Annotated in this window: 20 protein-coding genes; 12 read left to right on the top strand and 8 right to left on the bottom strand. The window is 33.0% G+C overall.

All coding sequences use genetic code 11. The features are described 5' to 3' along the window. Positions 1–102: 102 nt before the first annotated feature. The 5 genes from JM80_RS03230 to JM80_RS03250 all read left to right on the top strand — a co-directional run bounded on the left by JM80_RS03230 (position 103) and on the right by JM80_RS03250 (position 3,400). Positions 103–390, top strand: coding sequence for a putative quinol monooxygenase (locus JM80_RS03230; protein WP_144709211.1), 288 nt, complete (start codon positions 103–105; stop codon positions 388–390). 81 nt (positions 391–471) lie between these two features. Then, the gene (locus tag JM80_RS03235; protein ID WP_144709212.1) at positions 472–1,023 is read left to right on the top strand and encodes a TetR/AcrR family transcriptional regulator; all 552 of its coding nucleotides are present in this window, start codon (positions 472–474) and stop codon (positions 1,021–1,023) included. A 51-nt stretch (positions 1,024–1,074) separates the two neighbouring features. Then, on the top strand, positions 1,075–1,935 hold the full coding sequence (locus JM80_RS03240; protein WP_144709213.1) for an SDR family oxidoreductase: 861 nt from the start codon (positions 1,075–1,077) through the stop codon (positions 1,933–1,935). A gap of 94 nt (positions 1,936–2,029) precedes the next feature. After that, positions 2,030–2,593, top strand: a complete 564-nt coding sequence (locus JM80_RS03245; protein ID WP_034644106.1) for a TetR/AcrR family transcriptional regulator — start codon at positions 2,030–2,032, stop codon at positions 2,591–2,593. A gap of 60 nt (positions 2,594–2,653) precedes the next feature. Continuing rightward, entirely contained in the window at positions 2,654–3,400 is a 747-nt protein-coding gene (locus JM80_RS03250; RefSeq protein ID WP_038505534.1) for an SDR family NAD(P)-dependent oxidoreductase, read from the top strand. 118 nt (positions 3,401–3,518) lie between these two features. On the opposite strand, the gene JM80_RS03255 is transcribed toward JM80_RS03250, so the two are convergent. Continuing rightward, positions 3,519–4,028 carry an acyl-CoA thioesterase gene (locus tag JM80_RS03255; protein ID WP_013620998.1) on the bottom strand — a complete coding sequence of 170 codons (510 nt, stop codon included), beginning with the start codon at positions 4,026–4,028 and terminating at the stop codon, positions 3,519–3,521. Between the two features lie 60 nt (positions 4,029–4,088). Further along, the gene (locus JM80_RS03260; protein ID WP_038505532.1) at positions 4,089–5,036 is read right to left on the bottom strand and encodes an SPOR domain-containing protein; all 948 of its coding nucleotides are present in this window, start codon (positions 5,034–5,036) and stop codon (positions 4,089–4,091) included. A gap of 104 nt (positions 5,037–5,140) precedes the next feature. Here JM80_RS03260 and dprA point away from each other — a divergent pair, with 104 nt between their 5' ends. Together dprA and JM80_RS03270 are read left to right on the top strand one after the other, a co-directional pair. Beyond that, a complete protein-coding gene (dprA, locus tag JM80_RS03265; protein WP_038505530.1) occupies positions 5,141–6,241 on the top strand; it encodes a DNA-processing protein DprA in 1,101 nt (366 codons plus the stop codon). Between the two features lie 276 nt (positions 6,242–6,517). Further along, the gene (locus JM80_RS03270) at positions 6,518–7,270 is read left to right on the top strand and encodes an FKBP-type peptidyl-prolyl cis-trans isomerase (protein WP_013620995.1); all 753 of its coding nucleotides are present in this window, start codon (positions 6,518–6,520) and stop codon (positions 7,268–7,270) included. A gap of 26 nt (positions 7,271–7,296) precedes the next feature. Here the strand turns inward: JM80_RS03270 and trpS are convergent, their stop codons facing one another. Next, complete coding sequence (gene trpS / locus JM80_RS03275) at positions 7,297–8,265, bottom strand: tryptophan--tRNA ligase (protein WP_038505528.1); 969 nt, start codon at positions 8,263–8,265, stop codon at positions 7,297–7,299. 143 nt (positions 8,266–8,408) lie between these two features. On the opposite strand from trpS, the gene JM80_RS03280 reads away from it, so the two are divergent. Further along, positions 8,409–9,167, top strand: coding sequence for a 1-acyl-sn-glycerol-3-phosphate acyltransferase (locus JM80_RS03280; RefSeq protein WP_144709214.1), 759 nt, complete (start codon positions 8,409–8,411; stop codon positions 9,165–9,167). Positions 9,168–9,241: 74 nt separating this feature from the next. Here the strand turns inward: JM80_RS03280 and JM80_RS03285 are convergent, their stop codons facing one another. The 5 genes from JM80_RS03285 to recA all read right to left on the bottom strand — a co-directional run bounded on the left by JM80_RS03285 (position 9,242) and on the right by recA (position 13,587). Beyond that, complete coding sequence (locus JM80_RS03285; RefSeq protein WP_144709215.1) at positions 9,242–9,829, bottom strand: hypothetical protein; 588 nt, start codon at positions 9,827–9,829, stop codon at positions 9,242–9,244. 97 nt (positions 9,830–9,926) lie between these two features. Beyond that, positions 9,927–11,390 (bottom strand): outer membrane beta-barrel protein, encoded by a 1,464-nt coding sequence (locus JM80_RS03290; RefSeq protein WP_144709216.1) that lies wholly within the window; start codon positions 11,388–11,390, stop codon positions 9,927–9,929. 25 nt (positions 11,391–11,415) lie between these two features. Continuing rightward, positions 11,416–11,982: an RNA polymerase sigma factor gene (locus tag JM80_RS03295; RefSeq protein WP_034644117.1), complete on the bottom strand. Its 567-nt coding sequence runs from the start codon at positions 11,980–11,982 to the stop codon at positions 11,416–11,418. A gap of 30 nt (positions 11,983–12,012) precedes the next feature. Continuing rightward, on the bottom strand, positions 12,013–12,438 hold the full coding sequence (locus tag JM80_RS03300) for a hypothetical protein (protein WP_034644121.1): 426 nt from the start codon (positions 12,436–12,438) through the stop codon (positions 12,013–12,015). A 141-nt stretch (positions 12,439–12,579) separates the two neighbouring features. Beyond that, positions 12,580–13,587 (bottom strand): recombinase RecA, encoded by a 1,008-nt coding sequence (recA, locus tag JM80_RS03305; RefSeq protein WP_034644323.1) that lies wholly within the window; start codon positions 13,585–13,587, stop codon positions 12,580–12,582. Between the two features lie 291 nt (positions 13,588–13,878). Between recA and JM80_RS03310 the strand changes: the two genes are divergently transcribed. The 4 genes from JM80_RS03310 (at position 13,879) to JM80_RS03325 (ending at position 19,300) form a co-directional block, all read left to right on the top strand. Then, positions 13,879–14,910, top strand: a complete 1,032-nt coding sequence (locus tag JM80_RS03310) for a rhodanese-related sulfurtransferase (RefSeq protein WP_034644124.1) — start codon at positions 13,879–13,881, stop codon at positions 14,908–14,910. Between the two features lie 247 nt (positions 14,911–15,157). Then, complete coding sequence (locus JM80_RS03315) at positions 15,158–16,483, top strand: regulatory iron-sulfur-containing complex subunit RicT (RefSeq protein ID WP_144709217.1); 1,326 nt, start codon at positions 15,158–15,160, stop codon at positions 16,481–16,483. Beyond that, the gene (locus JM80_RS03320; protein ID WP_013620986.1) at positions 16,470–16,955 is read left to right on the top strand and encodes a gliding motility lipoprotein GldH; all 486 of its coding nucleotides are present in this window, start codon (positions 16,470–16,472) and stop codon (positions 16,953–16,955) included. Before JM80_RS03315 ends, JM80_RS03320 begins: the two co-directional genes overlap by 14 nt. Before the next feature lie 2 nt (positions 16,956–16,957). Continuing rightward, positions 16,958–19,300 carry a penicillin-binding protein 1A gene (locus JM80_RS03325; RefSeq protein ID WP_013620985.1) on the top strand — a complete coding sequence of 781 codons (2,343 nt, stop codon included), beginning with the start codon at positions 16,958–16,960 and terminating at the stop codon, positions 19,298–19,300.

Here is a 19,300-nt window from a genome sequence, read left to right on the forward strand (position 1 = left end):
ATATATTGCCAAATAATACTATTAGAGTATAAAAAAATATTTTTTGTGTAGATATAACGGATAATTTACAACATTTGCACTAACAATGTAAACTATAGATTTATGAAAGTATATGTAACCGCAATAATTAAAAGTAAGCCAGAATTTACTACAGAAGTTAAAGCTGCTTTACAAAATATGGTAGTTGAAACTTTAAAAGAAGAAGCTTGCATACAATATGACTTACAGCAGGGGCTAACAGATGACAACACTTTTATTTTTCATGAAATATGGGAGAATGAAACCGGATTAGATTTACACGGGCAGCAACCTCACATTACTAGTTTTAAGGTCTTAGCAGCTACAAAGCTTGAAGAAAAACCAATTGTTGTTAGAACAAAACTGATCTAATTTTAATAGCTTATACTAATTTTAACAAAAATTAAATAAAAATAATTGGAATACTCATTCCAATAATTTTACCTTTGCTGTATGAATAAAAAAGAAACCATATTAAAAGCAGCCTTAGAGCTATTAGTAGAAAATGGCATACACGCTACACCTGTTTCTGCAATAGCAAAAAAAGCTAATACTGGTATGGGAACTATTTATAATTATTTTGAAAGTAAAGAAGTACTAATTAATGCTATTTACGTAGCTATTAAAGAAGAAGAAAAAAAAGTTTTAGACACTGTGTTTAATAATGATTTACCAGTTAAAATTCAGTTTGAAAAATACTATACTATTGTAATAGAATTTTTCACTAAAAACAAGTTGTATTTTGGTTTTATGGACCAATTACAAGCTTCTCCTATAATAACTAACGAAAGTAAATCTGTAGGTTATAATGCCATAGATGGAGCAATATCTTTACTAATAAAAGGTAAAAATGAACATATTATTAAAAACATAGATAATGATGAGCTACTACAGTTTATTGGTGGCTCTATATTATCTTATTTAAGGTGGATTAACTTGCCTGATCACAACAATAAATCCATTAAAAACCAAATTACTTTGGTTTGGGATGCAATAAAAGAGTAAAAAAATTTAAACAACAATTGGAATGAATATTCAATCCAAAAAATAAACAAAATGAAAAAAAACGTATTAATCACAGGAACATCAACAGGAGTAGGATTAGAAACAGCAATACTATTTGCTAAAAATGGTTACAAAGTTTATGCTACCATGCGTAATCTTTCTAAAAGCGAAGCATTAAAACATAAAATTGAGAAAGACAAATTAGATATAGAAATACTTGAGTTAGATGTTACTAAACAAGAAACTATTACCAAAACTGTAGAATACATTATTTCTAAAGATAAAAAAATAGATATACTAATAAATAACGCTGGCGCAGGATTTGCTAAAACAACAGAACAAGCCACTGTAAAAGAAATTGAGTGGGTTACTAACGTAAACTATTTAGGTGTTGTATTTACTACCAAAACAGTACTACCTTATATGAGAAAACAAAAAGCTGGTCATATTATAACATTATCATCAGTAGGCGGTTTAATTGGTCAGCCGTTTAATGAGTTATATTGTGCAGCAAAATTTGCAGTAGAAGGCTTTATTGAAGGTTTGGCTACTTATGTAGGCCCTTCGTTTAATATAAAATTCTCTGTGATAGAACCAGGTGGTATTGCTACAGAGTTTATGAAATCTGCAATAAGTAATACAGCAGTAAACGGACAATTTGCTACGGGTGAATATGAGCCTATTTTTGCAAAATATTTAGAAGGAAATCAACGCAGAGCAAATGAGGAGGCCGAAAACACCTACCAAACACCTTTAGAAGTTGCCACGGTTATTGCCAACGTAGCAGAGGATGAAAATCCGCCTCTACGCATAAGAACATCAGCGTGGGCAGAGGATTTTACCAAATTAAAAACAATTGGAGATCCTGACGGAAAAAAGGTTATTGAACAAATTTCAAGCACATTTCTATAATAAACCTAAGAGCAGCGTTACACAAACGTTGCTCTTTTTTTTCTAAAAACAGACAGACTTGTCTATTTTTAAAATTTTATGCTATATTTGCAGAGTGAAACATTCTAAGGTAAAACAAAATATAATAGAAACAGCATCTGCTCTTTTCTACAGAAATGGTTATAACGCTACAGGTATAAATGAAATTATAGCTGAATCTGGCATTGCTAAAGCAACATTATACAATCATTTTAAATCTAAAGAGGACATTTGTTTAGCTTACCTAAAACATATGAATGCTACTTTTATAAAAGATATTAAAAGCTTTTGCGAAAGTAGTCCAAAAGGGGAGCAACGTGTTCTTGCTTTATTTGACTTTTTAGACAATTTCTTTCTTCAAAAAGATTTTAATGGCTGTTGGTGCATAAAAACAGTATCAGAAATTCCTAAAGATAATGTACGTGTTAGGGCTGAAATACAAAGTCAAAAAACCAATTTCATAGCTTTAATTTCTAACTTAATTGCTGATAATTTAGAAATTAAAAACCATAAAAATCTGAATAGTTATGCTAGACAAATTTATTTACTGTATGAAAGTGCTGTCGCAGAAAGTCACTTACACCAAGACAGTTGGCCAATAAAGGAGACAAAAAATATATGTTCGCAAATCATAGCTTAAAAAAATTTGCACAAACAAAGACAGACTTGTCTGTTCATATTAAAAATTATAAAGAAAAAAATGGAAGATTTAAAAGACAAAGTTGCCATAGTAGTTGGTGGTACAAGCGGAATTGGTAGAGCTACCACAGAACAGTTGTTAGCTAATGGAGCAAGCGTAATAGTTGTTGGTAGGAATATTGATAAGATAGACGACACTAAAAACTTATCTAAAGTAAAAGCAGACATCACTAACAGTGAAGATTTAAAACAATTGGTTGACAAAATTAACCAATTAGAAGATGTAGATTATCTAGTTAATGCTTCTGGCATATTTAATCCAAAACCTTTTTTAGATCACAATGAGGACGACTACAACGCTTATTTAGACCTAAATAGAGGCTTTTTCTTTTTAACACAAGCTGTAGCTAAAAAAATGAAAGCAACCCAAGGTGGTTCTATTGTAAATGTTGGATCTATGTGGGCAAAACAAGCTGTAAAAATGACACCTTCTTCTGCTTACTCTATGCAAAAAGCAGGTTTACACTCGTTAACGCAGCATTTAGCTATGGAATTAGCAGATGATAACATAAGAGTAAACGCTGTATCGCCAGCCGTAGTAAATACTCCGGTTTATCATAGCGTTTTTGGTAGTAAAGATGAAGCAGAAAAAGCATTAGAAGGTTTAAATGGGTTTCACCCAATTGGCCGTAATGGTACACCACAAGATGTAGCTAATAGCATTGTATTTTTACTATCTAATAAAACATCATGGGTAACTGGTGCCATATGGGATACAGATGGTGGCGTAATAGCAGGAAGAAATTAAAAACACCTAAACTAAAACGGCTAGGATTAATTTCCTAGCCGTTTCTTAGTTTATACCAAATAGTACATTGTACTTAAGTAACATATTTTTAACTTGTTACCTCTCAATATACCAATTGTTATTTATCTATAAATATTGCTTTTAACTCAGTTGCATCTTTAGGTTTAAGCTTGCCAGCTAGTACCAAACTAAGCTGTTTTCTACGTAGAGCAGCTTCAAAACGCTCAACCTCTAAATCAGTTTCAGGAATTAATGCAGGCACTTCAGTAGGTTTTCCGGTATCATCTACAGCAACAAAAGTATAAATAGCTTCGTTTGCTTTTGTTTTTTCACCGCTAAACCTATCCTCTATCCAAACATCAATAAAAATCTCCATAGAAGTTTTAAATGCTCTAGAAACAGCTGCTTCTACAGTAACAACACTTCCTACAGGAACAGATCTATTAAAAGCTACGTGGTTTACAGACGCAGTTACAACTATACGTCTACTGTGTCTACGTGCAGCAATACTAGCAGCCCTGTCCATACGCGCTAACAGTTCGCCACCAAACAAATTGTTTAGCGGATTGGTCTCACTAGGGAGTACCAAATCTGTCATAACTGTTCTACTATCTTTAGGTGTGTGCATTTTCTATTTTTTAAATTTTGCGCAAAGATACTACGCTTTTAATTTAAAAAAGAAAATATTTTACTTTACTGAAAGCAACCAAGCATCTGAAGATACGCCCGATTTAATTTTTTGCAAAAACTTTAAACCTTCGTTAGCATCACTAAAACTTGCATAAGCTACTTGGTGTAAACCATATTTATTTACGCCAACATACAGTGCATTGTAGCCTTGTTTTTTAAGTTCTTCTATTTTACGGTTTGCATTTTTTTGCACTCTAAATGCACCAGCAATTACATAATGCTCTTGTGTAGCAGGCTTTGCTATAATATCTAAAGACAAAGATGGCAGCTCTAATGGTGTAGTATCAAAAAAAGTAGCCTCTTGTATAGTTCTAGATATTTGCTCTTGTGCATCTTGCTGTGCAATTTCTTGTATTGCAACTGTAGTATTGTAGTAACGTAAACCTGTTAAACCAGTAGAAATTGCCAATAAAGCAATTGCTGCATACTTTAAATACGGTCTAAAAGTAGTTGTTTTTCTTTTTTCTGGTGTAATAATAAATGGTACTTCTTCTTCTAAAGCTACCACTTCTTCTTTTAACACTTCTCTAGTAACTGGTGATGCCACTACAGTAGATAAACCAAAAGATGTTGTTAAATAATTTACTTGGTTAGCTGGTATAAATTGTATTTTTTGGTCCTCATTTAAAAACAACTCACCTACTGAAGCAAACTTAATTCTTTGCCCCAATTTTAACATTCTCTTCCAATGCTCAACTTCTTTTGTCAACGCCTCCAAAACCTCTTCAAAAGTAGATTTTTCTGCCGTTGCAATATATGTTATTAACAAGCCATCATTAGAATTTACTTGTTGGTTAAACGAAACTATCTTTGTAGGTGGCGTAAAGGTATTAGTAGCCTCATCTAGTTCAGCAGATTTTTTTTGCGTTAAAAAAGCTCCAAACTCAGGTATTACAACACAGTTGTACCTATATAATAATTCTTCAATATATTGTTCTGTTCGCATTGTGGCAAATATTGTAAAAAATCATCTTTCTTTTAACATTTGGCCTAACTTTTTATTAACATTTTAATTGTTGTATTTTGTAGCCAATTACAGAAAGCCTCTAAATGACTACAACAGAATTAATTGCAACTTTAAGATTACAAAGCATTCCTAATATTGGAAGTGTTACAGCTAAAAAATTAATTGCCCATTGTGGCAGTGCCTCTCAAATTTTTAGTAGTAGAAAAACAGATCTTTTAAAAATTGATGGCATTGGAACGCTAAAGTTGAAAAATATTTTTGATACATCACATTTAGATGCTGCAGAAGAAGAGCTTCAATTTATTAAAAAAAATAATATTGAAACACTTTATTTTAAAGATGAAAATTATCCAGATTATTTAAAACACGCTATAGATGCTCCTATTTTATTATTTAAAAGAGGGAATATCAATTTAAAAAATAGAAAAATTATTAGTGTTGTTGGCACACGTAAAATTACTAGTTATGGCACTGCCTTTTGCGAAAAATTTATTGCTGACATTGCTCCTTTAAATCCAATTATTGTAAGTGGCTTTGCTTATGGCGTAGATATTTGCATACAAAAAGAAGCTATAAAACACGGTTTACAAACCATTGGTTGCTTGGCACATGGTTTAAATCAAGTTTACCCAAAAGTGCATAGTAAGTATACAACAGATATTGAGAAAAATGGCGGATTTTTAACTGAGTTTTGGAGCACAAGCACACCAGAGCGTGAAAATTTTTTAAAACGAAACAGAATTATTGCTGGCTTAAGTGAAGCCACTGTGGTAGTAGAATCTGCTGAAAAAGGAGGTAGCTTAGTTACTGCAGATATAGCGCACGGATACAATAGAGAGGTTTTTGCGGTTCCTGGGAGAACTCAAGACAAATACAGTTTAGGTTGCAATAATTTAATTAAACAACAAAAAGCACAAATGATTACTTCTGCTGCAGATGTTGTATATTTATTAGGCTGGGAACCTAAACAAAAGGCAAAAATTACGCAACAACAATTGTTTGTAGAACTTACCGAGGTAGAGCAACAAATACACTCTTTTTTACAAACTGAAGGCAAACAGCTACTAGATACTATTGCTTTGGCGTGTAACATTCCTGTTTTTAAAACCTCATCTACATTACTAAATATGGAAATGAAAGGAGCCATTAGACCACTACCCGGAAAATTGTTTGAAGCTATATAAAACCACCCTAAAAAAAAGCATTAATACCCCACTAACATACCTAAATAAACAAACTAGTTAGTTTGCTAGGCTAGTAAACAATGGCTTACTATACATAAATAAAGTTGCTTGTCTTTTAAATACATCTAATAATCCTAAAATGTATAATGGTTACTGTTGCAAAATTTTACACAACATACCGTATAGTTTGTTTCATCTTTTAATTAAATAGAAATAAACACAAGGAGAAATACTACAGATTTTGGTTACTTTTGATAGAAAATTTAGAAAACAAAAATGAAAAAACTATTAATTGTAGCATTAACCCTTGTAATAGGTAACGCTAGTTATGCTCAAAAAAAGAAAGATTTAATAAAGGAAGTAGCCGCTTTAAAATCTGAAGCTTCTACCCTAAAAAAAGAGTTAAATCAACTTAAAAAAGCCAAAGAAGTAAACCTAAACGACAGTATACACAAATTTAGTTACGCATTTGGTGTTGAAATAGGAACCAGCTTAAAATCCGTGGGTGTAAAGTCTATTAACTATGATGTGTTTGCAGTTGCATTAGAAGAAACTTTAAATGGTAACGAAAAAATTTCTAGACAAGACGCTAGTTCATATATCCAGAAAAGCGTGATGGAAATTAAAGAAAGAGAATCCAAAAGGTTAAAGTTAGACAGCGAGAATTTTTTAGCCGAAAATGCTAAAAGAGAAGGTATTAAAACTACAGAAAGTGGATTACAGTACGAGATTTTAACTCCTGCTGATGGTCAAAAACCAACTGCGGATGATAAAGTTGAAGTACATTATGAGGGAAAACTTATAGACGGAACCATTTTTGATAGCTCTATAGAGCGTGGAGAATCTATAGTATTTGGAGTATCGCAAGTTATAAAAGGGTGGACAGAAGCATTACAATTAATGTCTGTTGGCTCTAAATACAGAATTTATATTCCTCAAGAATTGGCTTATGGAGAAAACGGAGCAGGAGGCCAAATACCTCCTTACGCCGCTTTAATTTTTGATGTAGAATTAATTTCTATTAAATAAAAAAACCAGTATAATAAGGGCAAAAGTTAATAACCTACTTTTGCTCTTACTCTACTTAGCACCTCAGTTGCAACCGCAGTTGCCTTTGCTGCTCCTTTAGCAAGTGCTGCATCTATCTCATCTAAATTATTCATGTAATAATTATACTTTTCACGTGCATCTGCAAACTTATCAACAATAAGCTCAAATAACTCTTGTTTTGCGTGTCCGTATCCGTAATTACCACCTTTATATTTAGCACGCATTTCATCAACCTGCTCTGTTGTTGCTAATATTTTATATAACTCAAACACATTATCACCTTCTGGGTCTTTAGGGTCTTCCATTGGTGTGCTATCTGTTTGTATACCCATAATTTGTTTACGCAACTTCTTATCGGTCTGGAACAAATTAATTAAGTTGCCTTTACTCTTACTCATTTTAGTACCATCTGTACCCGGAATAAACTTAGATTCCTCTTGCACCTTACCTTGCGGCAAAACAAATGTTTCTCCTAATTGCGCATGAAATCTAGACGCTACATCTCTAGTAATTTCTAAATGCTGCATTTGGTCTTTACCTACAGGCACAATCTCCGCATCATACAACAATATATCTGCTGCCATAAGCATTGGGTAAGTAAATAAACCAGCATTAACATCTTCTAACCTATCTGCCTTATCTTTAAAGGAATGTGCTAGAGTTAGTCTTTGGTACGGAAAAAAACAGCTTAAATACCATGATAATTCTGTGGTTTGCGGAACATCACTCTGTCTGTAAAAAACAGTTTTTTCAATATCTAAACCAAAAGCAAGCCAAGTAGCAGCTACAGCATAGGTGTTGTTACGTAATTCTTCTCCGTTTTTTATTTGCGTTAGCGAATGCATATCTGCTATAAAAAGAAAAGATTCGTTTTTAGGGTCGTTTGCCATTTCTATTGCTGGCATAATTGCACCTAAAATATTACCTAAATGTGGCACTCCTGTGCTCTGTACTCCTGTTAAAACTCTTGCCATTTTATTTAAAATAATTGTAAAAATCAAAGGTAATGCAAATAGAAGAATAGACCAACATTTTGGTTTTTGCTTTTTTTAGTTTGATGCGATTAAAAAGTAAACTTTTTTAACCATAGTTTTAATTAATTGCTATTTTTGAAGTTATGTTCACTTTTTTAAAAAACATAGGTCACTTACTTTACCGCATTTGGTTTTATATACTTGTGGCACTGCCTATACTCTTATTTTTTCCATTATTATTTGTGTTTTGTATTAAAGAAAAATGGTACCCTTACTTTTTTTGGTTGGCGCGTAACTGCTGGGCCAGACCAATTTTATTAGGTATGGGCTGTCCGCAACAAATAAAAAGAGAACAAAAAATTGAAAAAGGAAAAAGCTATATGCTAGTTGCTAACCACACTAGTATGCTAGATATTATGCTTATGTTGCGCGCTAGTAGAAACCCTTTTGTATTTGTAGGTAAAAAAGAATTGGTTAAAATTCCGCTTTTTGGTTTCTTTTACAAACGCGTTTGTATTATGGTAGACCGAAGTAATACCAAAAGTAGAACTGCTGTGTATATGCGTGCACAAAGAAGATTAAAACAAGGACTAAGTATTTGTATTTTTCCTGAAGGTGGCGTGCCAGAGGAAGACGTTATTTTAGATGAGTTTAAAGATGGTGCTTTTAAAATGGCCATAGCTCATAAAATACCTATTGTACCTATGACATTTTTAGACTGTAAAAAACGTTTTTCTTTTACCTTTTTTAGTGGAAGCCCAGGTTTATTGCGTGTAAAAATTCATTCCTTTTTTGAAACCAAGGAGTTAAATGAAGAACACAAAGCAACATTAAGAGAAGATGTGCGAAACGTTATACTTAAAGAGTTGCAAAGTAAAAAACCAACTGGTATTTCATTTTAGATAGATGTATCACTAACATATAAATTTTCATCTCTTTTTTAAATAGAAAAGATTTAATAACAATAGTACTATTTTTAATAGTATTCAACTTCAATAGTTTTTTCTATTTGAATTTCATCATTAATAATCTTATAAATAATAAACTCATTAATCCAAGAGTCCATATTAAGCAGTAAATAATGATAAACAATATACCTATTGGAACTAATTTCTATAGGGTTAGAAAATGAATGACACCTGCCAGATACAGATTCTTTATCATAAGCAACTACACCCTTGTCTTTTAAGTCCAGTATATTATGAATACTATTTTCTGGTATGCTTTTAATTACCTTAGTAACAATTTCCTTGGACAAGTACTTGGCTAACCTATTATTATTTTTAGAATCCATCTCTAAATAATACCTAAAAGCTTCATTATCTGCCTTTTTAAAAACTCTCAATTCTAGCGACTTTTTTTGCACTGCATAAGTAATACTATCTTGCTTAGTTATTACACCACTTTTAATTTTATTAGACAATGCAATGCCCTCAAGCTTACTTACTAATGTATCTTTTGCTACAACATAAGAGATAATGTCTGTAACTTCATTGCTATTGTTTTGAGCATAAGAGCCCCAAAAAATAAGTGCAAATAGCAAAAAGCTTAAAAGATTTTTCATATTGATAATATTTAAGAAATGTTAAAACACAATATAAAAACAAGAATAAACCTACACAAAATACCTTTGATAAGGTTTTTATATTCTATAAAAGAATCTAAAACTTAAAACTAAGACCACTATAAACGCCCATAGAAAAAGGCTGAAAATCTCCAGAGCTATTAGAAAATGTATTTAATTGGTATTTAAACATTGGCTCTACACTTAACTGCATTTTAGGCGTAAACATATAATTAAGTCCAAAACCAATATTAGTACTAAAATTAAGGCTATTTATGTTATTAGATTCTCCTATTTTAGTTCTTAAATCATCAGACTCTAAGGAGATAGAATCATCTACTAGAAACAAAGAACTTACACCGCCTATCAGGTTTACACCAAATTTTCCCTCTGTAAGCGCGTAATTAAGCTCTAAAGGAACCTCTAAATACCCAAATTGCTGTACCATTTTACCCTCTCTACTAGTACTTTTATTTGCATAACTAAATTCCTCTGATTTTGGACTGCTCGGCACTAAAAGTGCATCTGAATCTGTTTGTATAACAATACTTTCTGCATTTGCACTATAATCTATTGTGCTAACCATATTGTTACTTTTAGGATCAAAAGCAGATTTAAAAAATACATTATTAGTATTGTAACCATAGTCTACCTTATGCACTCCAGATCGTATGCTTAATTTTTTATTTACTGCATAAGCAACAGTTACTCCATAACTCATATTTACATTACCAGACTTTGAGTTAGATACAAAACTAGGGTCTACTGGAGAACCGTCTTTTAAAGAATTAAAATATACTGGTGCCACATTAGCACCTACAGACCACTTGTCTTTTTTTACAGACACAACAGCTTTTTCTTCAGCCTCTTTTATGGCATCATAAATAGATTTTTTACCAACAGTATCTGTACTTACAACTGCTTCTTCTATTTCTTTAGAAAAAAGTTGTTCTTTTTCTTCTTTTAAGTTTGGTGTTGATTTTGTTTCAACACTATCTACATTACCTACTTCTTTGTTGTGCTTTGTCGCATTTTTAACTAAAGCAGCTGCAATAGCACTATTCTCTCTGTTTTTAACAGTTAATAAGGTTGTAGCTTCTTCTCTAGTTACTTTATGTTTTTGTGTAGCTGTAAAAGTATGAGTATTACCTTTATTCTTATTGACTACAGATGCATTATTACCGTGTTCTTTATTTGTAGTAGTTACAACAGAGCCTTCATTAATAGGTAAATTAATATTGTTTTTATCAGTAGTGTCCTCTCCATTTATTTTTGCATTCTTATCTACAATTTCTGTATCTATATTAGGCAGTACCTTTTCTGTATCTGTAATTGCAGGCACTAATGCATCATCAGCCATAAAAAAAGGTTTTACCGCAAAAAACAACAAAGCAAAAACAGCAGCTATTCCGCCAAGTTTCCACCAAATAGGAATTACAAACCTATCTTTTTTCTTATCGTCTAAAGACGCATTAAGCCGCTGCCAAACTTTATCATCTGGCACTTGTCCAAAGTCTTTAAACTTATACTGGAACAGCTTGTCTAAATTTTCTTTACTCATTTTAATTATTATATACTGACTACAATTAAAATTGCAACCAACAAAATAGCACTATGGAAACTACTATTTTTAGCTTTGTTTTTTCTATTTTATCCTTTAAAATTTGTCGCGCTCTAGCTAAGTTAGATTTAGATGTACCTGCCGTTGTACCCAACAAATCTCCTATTTCTTTGTGCGTATAGCCATCTAACACATATAAATTAAACGTTGTTCTGTATTTGTACGGCAACTCTTGTATGTAACTTAAAAGCATTGATAATGAGGGAGAGTCTTCTGTAACTTCTACTTCAACTGGCTCTTCAATCTTTTCTTCTTCTTTTATAGCTACGTAAGTTTCTTTTCTGTATTTCTGCAGAACAGTATTAACGGTAATTCGTTTTATCCAACCATCAAAAGAACCATTAAACTTAAACTGACCAATTTTATTAAAAATGGTCATAAAGCTATCATGCAAATTGTCTTCTGCCTCTTCTTTATTTTTAGAATACTTTAAACAAACACCATAAAGCATAGGAGCGTAATGGCGGTAAAGCTGCTCTTGTGCTGCTCTATTTCCTTTTACACAATTATGTATAGTTTCATTTAAGTCCAAAAAACGTAAAATGGTTGGTTATAAAATATTTTATTGGTTTACTGGTACTGTAATTTCTATGTACTGGTCTTCACCATCTGCATTTTGCCCTGTCCAAAATTTAAATAAGTAATCTTCATTATAAATTACCTCAAAATCAAAAGACACTTCTACCTCTTCTGTACTTTCTTGGCAGTTATCATTACCTATTAACTCTGTTCCAATAGGGTAAACCTCACGCTCTGTTAACTGATGCTTGTGAATGTCAAACCCTTCAAAATAGGTACACGTATTAGGATTAGCGTATGTAACAAATATGGTATACCTTTCTCCGTACTCAAAGGCCTCTGGCACTTCTGCACTTAACACCTTTAAATTTACGTATTTAAAATTAGTATTATCATCATCATCTAAAGAGCAAGCGTTAAAAGATAAACTTACTATCACAAGCATTAAAATACTTAAACTTTTTTTCATGTTGTAATTATTATATTGTTGCTTTATAGATGATTATTAAATGGTAAGGTTGCGTTAAAAACGACAAAATCCCGAAAAAATCGGGATTTTGAATGTTTTAGGCCCATTTTTGGGTAAAACTGTTTATTTTATAAATAAAAATTAAGCTGTAACTGCTTTTATAGCATCTTTAATTTTTACTTCTAATTCCTCTAGCAATTCTGGGTTATCTGCTAAAATACTTTTAACAGCATCTCTACCCTGACCAAGTTTTGTATCGCCATAACTAAACCAAGATCCACTTTTCTTAATTATTTCGTATTGCACACCTAAATCTAAAATCTCTCCTACTTTAGATACACCTTGACCATACATAATATCAAACTCAGTAGTTCTAAACGGTGGTGCAACTTTATTTTTAACAACTTTTACTCTTGTTTTATTACCCTGCACATCACCATCTGTATTTTTAATTTGTGTAGATCTTCTAATATCTAAACGTACAGAAGCATAAAATTTTAATGCATTACCACCAGTAGTAGTTTCTGGATTACCAAACATAACCCCAATTTTTTCTCTTAACTGGTTAATAAAGATAACAGTACAATTTGTTTTACTAATAGAGCTTGTTAGTTTACGTAGTGCTTGCGACATAAGTCTGGCATGTAACCCCATTTTAGAGTCACCCATTTCACCTTCAATTTCACTTTTAGGCGTTAAAGCGGCAACAGAATCCACAATAACAATATCAATAGCTCCAGACCTAATTAAATTATCTGCAATTTCTAAAGCCTGCTCTCCATGATCTGGCTGAGAAATAATTAAATTATCTATATCTACTCCTAATTTTTCTGCATAAAAACGATCAAAAGCGTGCTCTGCATCTATAAAAGCAGCAATACCACCAGCTTTTTGAGCCTCTGCTATAGCATGCAACGTTAATGTTGTTTTACCAGAAGATTCTGGTCCGTATATTTCTACAACTCTACCACGTGGATAACCACCTACGCCTAAGGCAATGTCTAAACCTAAAGATCCAGAAGATATAACAGCTACATCTTCTACAACCTTATCTCCCATCTTCATTACAGATCCTTTACCGTAAGTCTTATCTAGCTTGTCTAAAGTTAATTTTAACGCTTTTAATTTTGCTTCTTTTTCGTTGCTCATTTCTAATAGTGTTTGTACCGCTAAATTACCATTTCTTTTGTCATAATACAATGCCAACGCAACCTTTTTACCAAAGCTGCATCTACAAGGTGTGTTCACCTTCAATCTTAAAACGAAGGTGCCTTAAGATTCTACATTTTTAAGGCAGGTTTATTTTTCCGCTTTGTTGGTTAAGTCGGAAAAAGCATCTAAAAAGGGTTTAACTATATGTTATAACCCTTTTTTGTTGCCCAAAACCTCAATATTTTATAGCTTTGCTGCTATTCTTTAACTTAATAAAATTAGTATAGCATGCAACTGTACAATACATTAAGCGCCAAGGAAAGAGCAGCCCTTATTGAAGAGGCTGGTAAGGAACGCCTAACCATTTCTTTCTACAAATATGCGCACATAGGCAACACATCTTTATTTAGAGATCACTTATTTATTACCTGGGACCAATTAGAGGTTCTTGGACGTATTTATGTAGCAACAGAGGGTATAAACGCTCAATTATCTGTTCCTGCAGAAAATTTTAATGCCTTTAAAGCACATTTAGATAGTATTACATTTTTAGAAAATGTACGACTAAATATTGCCATTGAACAAGACAATATGTCCTTTTTAAAATTAAAGGTAAAAGTGCGTAATAAAATTGTTGCTGATGGTTTAAACGACAATGCTTTTGATGTTACAAACAAGGGTGTACACGTTAATGCTGAAAAATTTAACGAGCTTATTGAAGACCCAAATACGGTGTTGGTTGATATGCGCAACCATTATGAAAGTGAAATTGGTCACTTTAAAAATGCTATTACTCCAGATGTAGATACTTTTAGAGACTCTTTAGATATTATAGAGAACGATTTAAAAGACCACAAAGAAGATAAAAAACTAGTAATGTATTGTACTGGTGGTATACGTTGTGAAAAAGCTAGTGCTTACTACAAACACAAAGGCTTTAAAAACGTTTACCAACTAGAAGGTGGTATAATAGAGTATACCAGACAGGTAACTGATAAAAACCTAGAAAATAAGTTTATTGGTAAAAACTTTGTTTTTGACCACAGAAGAGGTGAGCGCATAACTGATGATGTTATTGCCAACTGTCACCAATGTGGAGATCCTTGTGACACACACGTAAACTGCGCTAACGAGGCTTGCCATTTATTATTTATACAGTGTAAAAAATGTGCCGAAGAAATGGACAATTGTTGTTCTACAGAGTGCAAAGAAATACACGCACTGCCTTACGAAACACAAAAAGAGCTTAGACGTGGTAAAACGGTAAGCAACAAAATATTTAAAAAAGGAAGATCTGAGGTTTTAAAATACAAAAAATAGATTTTAACTCTAAACTTCCCCACACAAATAAAGGCTGCTAAAACACTTGTTTTTAGCAGCTTTTTTACATTAAAACAGCAGACAATAAAAAGCTATTTTATTCAGTTTAAATAATTAACATTTTACAATAAAGTACTGTCTTATTTATTTCAACTTAAAAATAGTATCTTTACGGTTAAGTAAATTAATATGAACCTTTTTTGGCACAAAGCAGCTTTGTTTTTAGTGTCAAATCAATATATATAATATGGGTTGTAGCAGTTGTTCAACTGGTAAAGACGGCCAACCAAAAGGATGTAAGAACAATGGTACTTGCGGAACAGATGGCTGTAATAAATTAACGGTTTTTGATTGGCTCTCTAATATGTCGTTGCCAAACGGCGCAGAGCCTTTTAATTGCGTAGAGGTACGCTTTAAAAATAGTAGAAAAGAGTTTTTTAAAAACACAGATAAATTATCTCTAGCAATAGGAGACTTAGTAGTAACCGAAGCAAAATCTGGTTATGATGTTGGTATGGTAACACTTACAGGTGAGCTTGTAAGGGTGCAAATGAAAAAGAAAAAAGTTGCTTTAGATAGTGAAGATATTCTAAAACTATACAGAAAAGCTAGTCAAAAAGATGTAGATACTTGGCAAAATTGCAGAGATAGAGAAGAGGCTATTAAAAAGAGAGCCAGAGAAATTGCAATTGCACTTAATTTAGAGATGAAAATATCTGATGTTGAGTTTCAAGGAGATGGCTCTAAAGCTACATTTTACTACACAGCAGAAGACAGGGTAGATTTTAGACAGTTGATAAAAGATATGGCAAAGGCATTTTCTATTCGTATAGAAATGCGCCAAATTGGTTACAGACAAGAAGCACAACGTTTAGGCGGAATTGGATCTTGTGGTAGAGAACTTTGCTGCTCTACTTGGTTAACAGACTTTAGATCTGTAAGTACTGCTGCTGCCCGCTACCAACAACTTTCTTTAAATCCACAAAAGCTAGCTGGCCAATGCGGTAAACTAAAGTGTTGCTTAAACTATGAGTTAGATGTGTATTTAGATGCCTTGAAGGATTTTCCTAGTCAAGACACTAAAATATTTACAGAAAAAGGAGTTGCATACTGCCAAAAAACTGACATTTTCAAAGAAATGTTATGGTTTTCTTACAGAGATGATGCCGCAAACTGGCATATGCTAACCAAAGATCAAGTAAATGAACTTGTTGCCTTAAACAAGCAAAAAGAAAAAATTGTTAGCTTAGAAGATTATGCGGTAGAAAACATAGTTGAAGAAAAAGCAATGGTGTTTGAAAATGTTGTTGGCCAAGACAGTTTAACTCGTTTTGACAAACCAAAAAAGTCTAACAAAAAGAGACGCAACAATAATAAAAAGCGCAACAACAACAACAACAACAACAACAACCCTAATAATAAGAGGTCAAAACCAAAGTCAAACCCTAATAGCAAGAGTAACAAGGCTAAAAGTCCGGCTAAAAAAAGACCTGTTGCAAACAAAAAAAATAACAACCCAAATAGTAACAGCAACACTAACAAAAAAAGACCCACAAAAAATGCTAAGAAATAGTTTTATCATTTTTTTACTTGTACTCTTAGGTGCCTGCAACTCTAATATTATAGAAACCAAATACAAGGCAACTAAAAATGGTGTTTGGAATAAAGATGAAATAATGAGTTTTTCATTTAATGCACCAGACACAATCAGCAGGTATAATGTATTTATCAACCTAAGAAATGACAATACATTTCCTTACAGTAACTTATTTTTAATATCAGAGTTAAGTTTTCCTAACGGAACTGTTATTAAAGACACCTTAGAATACCAAATGGCAGAGCCTAATGGTGAGTGGTTAGGTAAAGGAAACGGAAGTATTAAAGAAAATAAGCTTTGGCTTAAAGAAAACATCGTTTTTCCAGAAAATGGCGTATATACATTACAAATTTCACAAGCTATGCGCAAAAATGGCAATGTAAACGGCATAGTAAATTTAGAAGGCATCACTGATGTTGGGTATCAAATAGAAAAAATTAAAGAATAGCAATGGCAAAGGCTGTAAAGAAAAAAGAAAGTAAACCATTTTTTAAGTTTATTAAATGGTTTTGGATATTATTTGTTGTAGGTATTATATCTGTGGTGCTTATATTTTTATTAGCATCTATGAATGCTTTTGGCGAGTTACCAGATTTTGAACGCTTAGAGAATCCTCAAACAAATTTAGCCAGTCAAATTATCTCCTCAGATGGTGAGTTATTAGGCAAGTACTATTTTGAAGACAACAGAACAGATGTAGCTTACGAGCAATTGCCTAAACATTTAGTAGATGCTTTGGTTGCAACAGAAGATGCTCGTTATTTTGAGCACTCTGGAATAGATGCCCGTGGTACACTAAGAGCATTTTTCTACCTAGGAAAAAAGGGAGGCGCAAGTACAATTTCTCAGCAGCTAGCAAAGCAATTATTTACAGGCCAAGCTGCAAGAGGATGGCAACGTTATACTCAAAAAATTAAAGAATGGGTTATTGCAACTCGTTTAGAGCGCCAGTATACTAAAGAAGAAATTATAGCAATGTACTTTAACATTTATGATTTTGGTAATAATGCAGATGGTATACGTTCTGCTTCTCGTATTTACTTTGGCAAAGAACCTAAAGATTTAGATGTTAAGGAATCTGCGATGCTGGTAGGTATGTTTAAAAATTCATCTTTATACAACCCTACCCCAAAAAGAAACCCAGAAGGAACTTTAAATCGTAGAAATGTAGTGTTAGCGCAAATGGCAAAATATGGCTACATTACTCAAAAAGAAAAAGACTCATTACAAAAAACACCGTTAAGCTTAAACTTTTCCCCAGAAAACCATAAAGAAGGTCTTGCAACGTATTTTAGAATGTACTTACAAGGTTTTATGAGCGATTGGGCAAAAAAGAACCCTAAGCCTGCATTAAAAGGAGAGCGCGACAAATGGAACTTATTTTTAGACGGATTAAAAATCTACACCACTATTGACTCTAGAATGCAGAAAAACGCAGAAGTAGCAGTAGAAAGACATATGACGAAGTTACAGGCTGAGTTTTTTGTTCAAAATACACCAGAACGTAATAAAACCGCTCCATTTTTAGACCTAAACAAGGACGAGGTAAATAGAATACTGGAAAGAGGTATGAAAACTTCAGACCGATGGAGATCTATGAAAAGAAACGGAAAATCTGAAAAGGAAATTAGAGCAGCATTTAAAAAGCCAATTCCAATGAAGGTTTTTAGCTGGACAACCAAAACTAAAAACAAAGACACTGTAATGTCTCCTTTAGACTCTATTAGATATCACAAATCTTTTTTAAGAACAGCTATGATGTCTATGGAACCACAAACAGGGCACGTTAAAGCCTGGGTTGGTGGTATAAACTATAAGTATTTTCAGTATGACAATGTATACAGCGGGTCTAGACAAGCAGGTTCTACATTTAAACCGTTTGTGTATGCTGCCGCTATAGACCAATTGCGTTTATCTCCTTGTGATTCTATTATGGACACACAACATTGTATTGCAGCTGGCAAACACGGTAACACAGACGCTTGGTGTCCTAAAAACTCAGACGGTAAGTATTCTGGAGAAATGATGACACTTAAAAAAGCTCTAGCAAAATCCGTAAACTCTGTTACAGCAAAATTAATAGACGAAGTTGGCCCTGCACCAGTAGTACAAATGGCAAAAAAATTAGGCATTACTAAAGAATTGCCAGAAGTACCATCTATTGCACTAGGTACAGCAGACATGAGTGTTTATGAAATGGTTGGTGCATATGGTGCGTTTGCAAACCAAGGTGTGTATGTAAAACCCGTAATGGTTACCAGAATAGAGGATAAAAACGGCACAGTACTTTATGAGTATACTCCAGAAACAAGAGATGTTATGAGTAAAGATGTTGCTTATGCCGTTGTAAACCTAATGGAAGGTGTCACCAACGAAGGCTCTGGTGCCAGACTTAGATCAGGTAGTTCAAATGCAAAATTTTACAAAGAAGTTATGACTGGTCACCCTTACGAACTTAGCAACCCAATTGCTGGTAAAACAGGAACTACACAAAACCAAAGTGATGGTTGGTTTATGGGTATGGTGCCAAACCTAGTTACTGGCGTTTGGGTTGGTGGGGAAGATAGAGCAACCCACTTTAGAAGTATTAGATACGGCCAAGGAGCAACAATGGCTTTACCAATATGGGGTATGTATATGAAAGCAAATTATGCAGATAAAGATTTAGGCATATCAGACAAAGCATTTACCAAACCTAAAAACCTATCTATTAATGTAGATTGCGCCAAGGTTAGAAAAGAAATGCAACAAGATCAGCGTGTTGATGACGACATAGAAGATCTTGATTTTTAA

This window comes from Cellulophaga sp. RHA_52 (assembly GCF_007827205.1).
GTDB classification, from domain to species: Bacteria; Bacteroidota; Bacteroidia; order Flavobacteriales; family Flavobacteriaceae; genus Cellulophaga; species Cellulophaga lytica.

Coding starts and splice junctions, on each gene's coding strand:
- JM80_RS03230 (WP_144709211.1), top strand. CDS start 103: ATGAAAGTATATGTAACCGCAATAATTAAAAGTAAGCCAGAATTTACT.
- JM80_RS03235 (WP_144709212.1), top strand. CDS start 472: ATGAATAAAAAAGAAACCATATTAAAAGCAGCCTTAGAGCTATTAGTA.
- JM80_RS03240 (WP_144709213.1), top strand. CDS start 1,075: ATGAAAAAAAACGTATTAATCACAGGAACATCAACAGGAGTAGGATTA.
- JM80_RS03250 (WP_038505534.1), top strand. CDS start 2,654: ATGGAAGATTTAAAAGACAAAGTTGCCATAGTAGTTGGTGGTACAAGC.
- JM80_RS03255 (WP_013620998.1), bottom strand. CDS start 4,028: ATGCACACACCTAAAGATAGTAGAACAGTTATGACAGATTTGGTACTC.
- JM80_RS03260 (WP_038505532.1), bottom strand. CDS start 5,036: ATGCGAACAGAACAATATATTGAAGAATTATTATATAGGTACAACTGT.
- dprA (WP_038505530.1), top strand. CDS start 5,141: ATGACTACAACAGAATTAATTGCAACTTTAAGATTACAAAGCATTCCT.
- JM80_RS03270 (WP_013620995.1), top strand. CDS start 6,518: ATGAAAAAACTATTAATTGTAGCATTAACCCTTGTAATAGGTAACGCT.
- trpS (WP_038505528.1), bottom strand. CDS start 8,265: ATGGCAAGAGTTTTAACAGGAGTACAGAGCACAGGAGTGCCACATTTA.
- JM80_RS03280 (WP_144709214.1), top strand. CDS start 8,409: ATGTTCACTTTTTTAAAAAACATAGGTCACTTACTTTACCGCATTTGG.
- JM80_RS03285 (WP_144709215.1), bottom strand. CDS start 9,829: ATGAAAAATCTTTTAAGCTTTTTGCTATTTGCACTTATTTTTTGGGGC.
- JM80_RS03290 (WP_144709216.1), bottom strand. CDS start 11,390: ATGAGTAAAGAAAATTTAGACAAGCTGTTCCAGTATAAGTTTAAAGAC.
- JM80_RS03300 (WP_034644121.1), bottom strand. CDS start 12,438: ATGAAAAAAAGTTTAAGTATTTTAATGCTTGTGATAGTAAGTTTATCT.
- recA (WP_034644323.1), bottom strand. CDS start 13,587: ATGAGCAACGAAAAAGAAGCAAAATTAAAAGCGTTAAAATTAACTTTA.
- JM80_RS03310 (WP_034644124.1), top strand. CDS start 13,879: ATGCAACTGTACAATACATTAAGCGCCAAGGAAAGAGCAGCCCTTATT.
- JM80_RS03315 (WP_144709217.1), top strand. CDS start 15,158: ATGGGTTGTAGCAGTTGTTCAACTGGTAAAGACGGCCAACCAAAAGGA.
- JM80_RS03320 (WP_013620986.1), top strand. CDS start 16,470: ATGCTAAGAAATAGTTTTATCATTTTTTTACTTGTACTCTTAGGTGCC.
- JM80_RS03325 (WP_013620985.1), top strand. CDS start 16,958: ATGGCAAAGGCTGTAAAGAAAAAAGAAAGTAAACCATTTTTTAAGTTT.